The 6,270-nt window shown below is 56.4% G+C and carries 6 protein-coding genes; all 6 read right to left on the reverse strand.

Going from position 1 to position 6,270, the window contains the following annotated elements:
• Window positions 1–91 precede the first annotated feature (91 nt).
• Complete coding sequence (locus INT33_RS17930; RefSeq protein WP_303393867.1) at window positions 92–2,194, reverse strand: TonB-dependent receptor; 2,103 nt, start codon at window positions 2,192–2,194, stop codon at window positions 92–94.
• A 248-nt stretch (window positions 2,195–2,442) separates the two neighbouring features.
• Entirely contained in the window at window positions 2,443–3,414 is a 972-nt protein-coding gene (locus INT33_RS17935; RefSeq protein WP_172116955.1) for a siderophore ABC transporter substrate-binding protein, read from the reverse strand.
• A complete protein-coding gene (locus tag INT33_RS17940; protein ID WP_087110694.1) occupies window positions 3,411–4,187 on the reverse strand; it encodes an iron ABC transporter ATP-binding protein in 777 nt (258 codons plus the stop codon). Before INT33_RS17940 ends, INT33_RS17935 begins: the two co-directional genes overlap by 4 nt.
• Complete coding sequence (locus tag INT33_RS17945; protein WP_087110697.1) at window positions 4,184–5,131, reverse strand: iron chelate uptake ABC transporter family permease subunit; 948 nt, start codon at window positions 5,129–5,131, stop codon at window positions 4,184–4,186. Before INT33_RS17945 ends, INT33_RS17940 begins: the two co-directional genes overlap by 4 nt.
• Window positions 5,131–6,072, reverse strand: coding sequence for an ABC transporter permease (locus INT33_RS17950; protein WP_087110699.1), 942 nt, complete (start codon window positions 6,070–6,072; stop codon window positions 5,131–5,133). The genes INT33_RS17945 and INT33_RS17950 overlap by 1 nt, the downstream gene beginning before the upstream one ends.
• Window positions 6,072–6,206, reverse strand: a complete 135-nt coding sequence (locus INT33_RS21395) for a hypothetical protein (RefSeq protein ID WP_264298945.1) — start codon at window positions 6,204–6,206, stop codon at window positions 6,072–6,074. Before INT33_RS21395 ends, INT33_RS17950 begins: the two co-directional genes overlap by 1 nt.
• Window positions 6,207–6,270 lie beyond the last annotated feature (64 nt).

The following is a 6,270-nucleotide window of genomic DNA, read 5'->3' on the forward strand; positions in this document are numbered from 1 at the left end:
CCCGCTCGGCGAGCGTAGGTGGGGAGGTTTTACGGAGTTAGTAGTGAAAAATATTCGGTGTTATGGCATTAGCACCGCTTGTTACAGTCGTCTAGAAGTCCAGTGAGGCCGAAAACATAAAGGTGCGGGGGGCGCCTAATGCGAGGCTTGAGAGTTGTGGCATTGCCCAGTACGTTTTATCGGTCACATTGTTAACAGTGGCACGCAGTGTGAGTGGATAGCCGGAAAGGTTAGAGGCGTAGCGTGCTCCAACGTCATAAATAGTGTGTCCGGGTACTGATAGGGAGTTGTCACTATTAATGTACTGCTCTGACATCGCGGTGGCATTAGCGGTCAGTGTCAGCCCTGGTGCTACGGATAGATCCCATTCAGTGCCTAGCTTGGCTTGCAGGTCTGGTACGCCGGTTGCCTGATTGCCTTGTTCTTCATCGCTCGCGGCGCGCGTGATTTCTGGGTTTACATAAGCGATGCCCCCCATCAGGCGCAGGTTGCTGAGAGGACTGCCGAAGAAACTCCACTCCACTCCTCGGTTCCGCTGCTCGCCCCCAACCGAGAAGATATTGGTTGCCAGGTCGGTGTAGCTGCTGGGCCGCTTTATTTCATACAGGCTAAGCGTGTGTGAAAAATCACCCAGATCAAGTTTCACGCCAACCTCGCTCTGTTTGGTCTTGTAAGGCTCGAACACCTCACCAGCGTTGGCGGCAGTCATAGGTGCCGTGGCCCCCTGGCTGAGCCCCTCGATATAGTTGGCGTAGAGCGATACCTGGTCGGTCGCTTTGAAAAGTAGTGCTGCGGCGGGTGTGACCGCGCTTTCATCATAGCGGGAGATACGTGTGCCGGTCATCACGCTGTAGGTGTCGCTCACCACTTCCTGGCGTCGGGCGCCGAGCGTCAGCTGTATGCGATCATCGGCAAACGAGAGCGTGTCTGCCAAACCGTAGCTGTTCAAGCGTAGCTCTGTATGCATGATGTGCGGTGTAATGAAATCAGCGGCGGGGCCCCATTGCGGATTGTATAGGTTGGTGATCCAGTCCGCATCGGGAACGCTTCTGCGCCCGTAATCGTGCTGCTCGTGCTCATAATGGGTGGCATTGACGCTGATGTCGTGACTGACAGCGCCGGTCTGGAAGTGACCGCGAACCCCGACTTCCGCCGATGTTTTTTCGACATCGAAGGCAAGCTGACCAACGCTTGTGCGATAGTTGCCTTGATCATCAAGCACCTGGGCTGACATGGCACCGTTGTAGGTGTAATTGGTTTCGCTTTGACCTATTGACGCGTACCCCATGATCTCGTCGGTAAAGTCGAATTCGCCACGCAATATGGCCCCCTTGTCGCGCGTGTCGGCAAAGGCCCAGTCCGGGTTGATCAGTGTATCGGGGGCGGGAGGCGTCGGAACTGCCAGGCCGGGGGCCAGGTTGATACCTCGAGCGGGTCCATCAATATGGTCGTCCGCACTGTACAAGTCGGCTGATAGTCGAGCGTGATCACCGCGCCAGTCCAACCCCAGAGAGCCCATTTGAACCTTTGGTGTCTGGTTATCCACAGCCCCCTCGCCGTCGCGGTATACGCCGTTAACGCGAACGCCAAACTGCTGGTCGTCACCCAGGCGTCGGCCGACATCAAGGTGCCCGCCAATCTGGGCGTCGGACATATACGTGGTGGTGAAACGCGTCAACGGTTCATCGCCAGCCCGTTTGGGAACCAGGTTAATGGCACCGCCAACGGAGCCACCTGGCGGCATCCCGTTGAGTAGTGCCGAAGGCCCCTTGAGCACCTCGATACGCTCGAACATTTCTGGAGACGTACGGTAGTAGGGGGCCATCCCGGCCAGACCACCGAACGTGACGTCACGTGTGCTGGCGTCAAAACCACGGATCGAATAGGTTTCGCTCCAGGCACTGGTGACGCCGTTGCTGAAGACACTCGGATCCGTCGCTGCAATTACATCGGTAATACTCTGAGCTTGTTGATCCTGGATAAAGCGATCCGTATAGCTGATGGCATTGAAAGGCGTCTCCATGAAGTCTCTTTTCCCCAGGAAGCCCGCCCGGTTGCTGTAGGTGACTTGGCCGCCGGCATACGTATCGTTAACGGATGTCGCTTCTCCGTGTACGGTGATGGGTGCTAGGGCAGTAGTACTGCGGGTCTCGGTCTCCTGGGCCTGTGCGAGAGCTTGTGAAGACAGCAGCATGACAGCACTCGCGCTCAGAGCGAGCAGAAATGCGCTCCTGACGAGCGATAAAGGGTTTGAGCAAGAGGCGCAATGTAGTGCTCTCGTCGGCTGTAGGGGACGGTGGTGGCAATGTAAGGGCATGTCGATCTCCATTTTTAAACACAGAGGAACTACACCGCTTCAATTGAGCGCCTGTTAAAAGGCGCATTGAAGCAGTCGATGAAAGCGTTTTTTTAGGTGCTTTAGTGCTTTAGTGCTATGGTCTGCTAGTGCCGGTAGCCGTCGATAATGTCATCCGCGATGATCGCCAGAGCGCTGACGCTGGCGGCGGTGACATACCAGGCTTCGGGGTCGACAAAGACCACCCGGTCATTTCGCCAGGCGTTAGTTTGGCGTAATAGGGGGTTGGCCAGGCTGTCGGTACTCATGGTGGGCCGGTGCTCCATTACGGCAGTACGATCCACGACATAGATGATGTCGGGGTCGGCCTGCTGGATGAATTCGCTAGAAACCGGCTGGCCGTGCAGGCCGGTATCGATGTCGGGAGCGGCGGGGGCAACGCCGAATTCAGTGAAGATGAAGCCGTAGCGTGACTGCACGCCAAAGGAGTGGAAGGCCCCATTATTATGCAGCAGGATAAGGGCTTTCTCAGGGCGGCCTTGGGTAACACGCCGGACCTCCTCGACGGTATGAACCAGCTCGGCTGCCCGCTGACGGGCCAATTTCTGTTTGCCAAAGATCTGCCCAAGATCCATGAGATGATCCATGACAACGTCAATGTGGTTGGTCTGACTGTTGCGGTAATCCACGTCAAAGTGCAGCGTGGGTGCGATCTGAGTCAGCTCGTTATAGTCGTTGGCCTGTAACGACGTCATAAGAATGAGGTCAGGGTTAGCGCGATGCACTCGCTCAAGGTTAGGGCGTACGATAGCGCCCAGATCTTCAATCGTCGGGTCGTCTCGATACTTCTCCAGAAAATGGGGAATAAAGTCCTTTGGCATGCCCACCACCGGAACGTCCAACTGATCCAGAAAATCGACTTCATTCATGTCTAATGCCGCTACCCGGTGTGGACGGTGATCGATCACGGTGCTTCCCAGCGCGTGGTGAATCGTGATCGGTGTTATGGCCTCCTGTGCGGACATATTGTTGGCTGAGGGCTGATCGCACCCTTGTAGCAACGCCACCAAGGCGAGTGGGAGAAGGCGTGCCAAGCGGTTGTTTAGAGATCGTTTCATTCCAGGTTTCCTGAGGGCTTGAAGTAATTACATAGATAACCGCGTTCGTTATGGGCGATGTCGAACTTCAGTCCGTAAAGCTCACTCAAGCGCCGTTCGGTGATGACGTCGGTGACGTTGCCATCGCAGTGCACTTCCCCATCCTTCATGGCGACGATGTAATCGGAGTAGTTGGCGGCAAAGTTGATGTCATGAACGACCAGGATGACCGTTCGTCCATGCTCGTCGCAGAGACGGCGAAGAGCCTGCATGATCTGAACGGCATGTTTGATATCGAGGTTATTCAGTGGCTCGTCGAGCAGCAGGTAATCGGTTTGCTGTGCAATGGTCATGGCCAGGAACGCCATCTGGCGTTGGCCGCCGCTGAGCTCGTTCAGATAAGCACCGCGTAGTGCCGTCAGCGATAGAAACGACAGGGCGTCGTCAATCACACGATGGTCGTGCCGAGTGAGTGTGCCACGGCTATAGGGAAAGCGGCCAAAGGCGACCAACTCCTCGACGGTCAGGCGTAGGTTGAACTCAGGCGTCTGGCGTAGCGTGGCCACCTGCCTGGCATACTCGCTGATGGGAATGCGCGTTACCTGGGAGCCGTCGAGTCGAATATCCCCCCGAGAGGGCTTAAGTAGTCTCGCGAGCATCATCAGAAGCGTCGTCTTACCCGCGCCGTTGGGGCCCACCAGGGACGTCAACTGACCTGATGGAAAGCAGAGATTGATCGCCGATAGCACCGAACGGTCGCCGTAGGTTTTATGAAGGTCTTGAACCGTGATCATGCTGCGCCTCGCGTACGCACCATCAGCGACAGGAAGTAAGCCCCACATACGAGGTTGACGAGGATGCCGACGGTGGTTGTGTAGTTGAAGAGATGTTCGACCAGCAGTTGGGCGAGGATGAAAAGGGCGATGGCGAGGGCACAACCCACCGGTAGCGTGACCCGATGACGGTAAGTGCCTGCAAGCGCATAGGCCGTATTGGCCACGAAAATGCCCATGAACGCCGTGGGGCCAAGCAGGCTGGTCGATACAGCCACCAGCGAGGCGATCAGAAAGAGCTGGTGTTGCACGCAGCGTCGATAATCGATGCCAAGTGACATGGCCTGCTCTCTGCCCAGCAAGAGCACATCTAGCATTGGGAGGCTTTTCAGTCCCACCAGACAAATCGCGGCCACGATCAGTGTGGCGTATAGCAGTTGTGTGGTGCTGGCGTTACCGAAAGCGGCTTGGCTGTAACCCATCAGAATGGAAAACTCGCCTGGACTCATTTTGAGCTGAACGAACTGTGTGAAAGTGGTAATGACCATTGTCAGTACCAGTCCTACCAGCAGCAGGAAATAGACATTGTCTCTGCCGTCTCTAAACAGCCATCGATGCAGCGTCCAGGAGTAGCCAAGCATCAGCAGGACCGAGAGTGCGGCGTTGCCATGCTCGCCGAGCACCATCAGACTGTGGGTGCCCAGCACCAGCATCAACAGGGCCTGAAACAGCAGATAGACGGCCTCATAGCCCATGATGGCAGGCGTTAATATCCGGTTACCGGTAAGGCTCTGAAACGTAATGGCGGACCAGGCGACACAAATGCCACCGATCACCATGGTGGCCAAGCGCTCAAGTCGTTTCGGTATCACATACTCGAAGTCGAAACCGGAGCGTACAAAGACAAAAGCGAGCGCAAGAGCGATCACGGCCGCCCAAACGGTGTGGCGAGCTTTGATAGTCATCACTGTGCCCTCCTGACAATCAGGATCAGAAACAGCACGCCTCCGACACAAGCCGACGTTAAGCCGATGGGCACTTCAAAGGGATAGATCAGCAGGCGTCCCGCAATGTCGCAGACCAGCAGCAGTGTTGCCCCCGACAGTGCTACGGCGGGTAGGGTGCGAGCCAGGTTATCGCCGTAGTAGAGCGCTACCAGATTGGGAACCACTAATCCGACAAAGGGGATGGCGCCCACCGCGATGACCGTGACCGAGACAGTAATGGCCACCAGCATCAGCCCAATGGCGGAGGTGACGAGATAGTTCACGCCTAAACTCGTCGCCATGTCTTCGCCCATGCCCAGCACCGTGAAGCGATGAGCGTAGACGTAGGCGAGCACAACGACCGGCAGGATTAGGTAGATGATTTCGTAATGGCCCTGGACGATCTTTGAAAAATCTCCCAGCAGCCAGCCCTGCATGCTTTGCAGGATGTTATGGCGGTAGGCGTAGAACTCGGCTAGGGCGCTTAGCACGCCGCCGTACATCAAACCGATGACGGGAACCAGTACCGTGTTGGTGAACTTGATGCGGCGAACGATAGCGATAAAGACAACATTCGCAGCGAAGCAGAAGAGCAGGGCTGCAAGCATTCGTGATCCAGCGCCAGCCGTAGGCATTAGAGACAGCGATACGAGAATGCCCAGTTTGGCGGCATCAAGCCCACCCGAGGTGGCGGGCTCCACGAACTTATTGCGCACGATATGCTGCAAAATCACACCGCAAATCGCGAGGCCCACTCCGGTCAAGGACACCGTGATCAGGCGCGGCAGTCGGCTGGCCGTCAACGTCAACCAAGCATCATCTGACAGGGTGATAAGTTGGTACCCGCTTATCTGCCGCGCGCCTGTCAGTAATGACATCCCGCACAGCAATACAAACAGGAGAGGCAGATACACGCGCATCACTGTGAGGTTTCTCCCGTTTTATCCGGGGTGATGCGCCACCCTTTGGTGGTTTGGCGTTGGTCAAGAAACGTGGCGTATCGCCCCTGCTGAGCGAGCAGTTCATCGGGCGCGCCTTGCTCGTAAGCGTTCATTCCACGACGTAGTTGACCTACTTCACGTCACGGAGAGGCCTTAATAACTCCGGCGAGACCTTGT

The organism is Halomonas colorata, assembly GCF_014897985.1.
GTDB classification, from domain to species: domain Bacteria; phylum Pseudomonadota; class Gammaproteobacteria; order Pseudomonadales; family Halomonadaceae; genus Vreelandella; species Vreelandella colorata.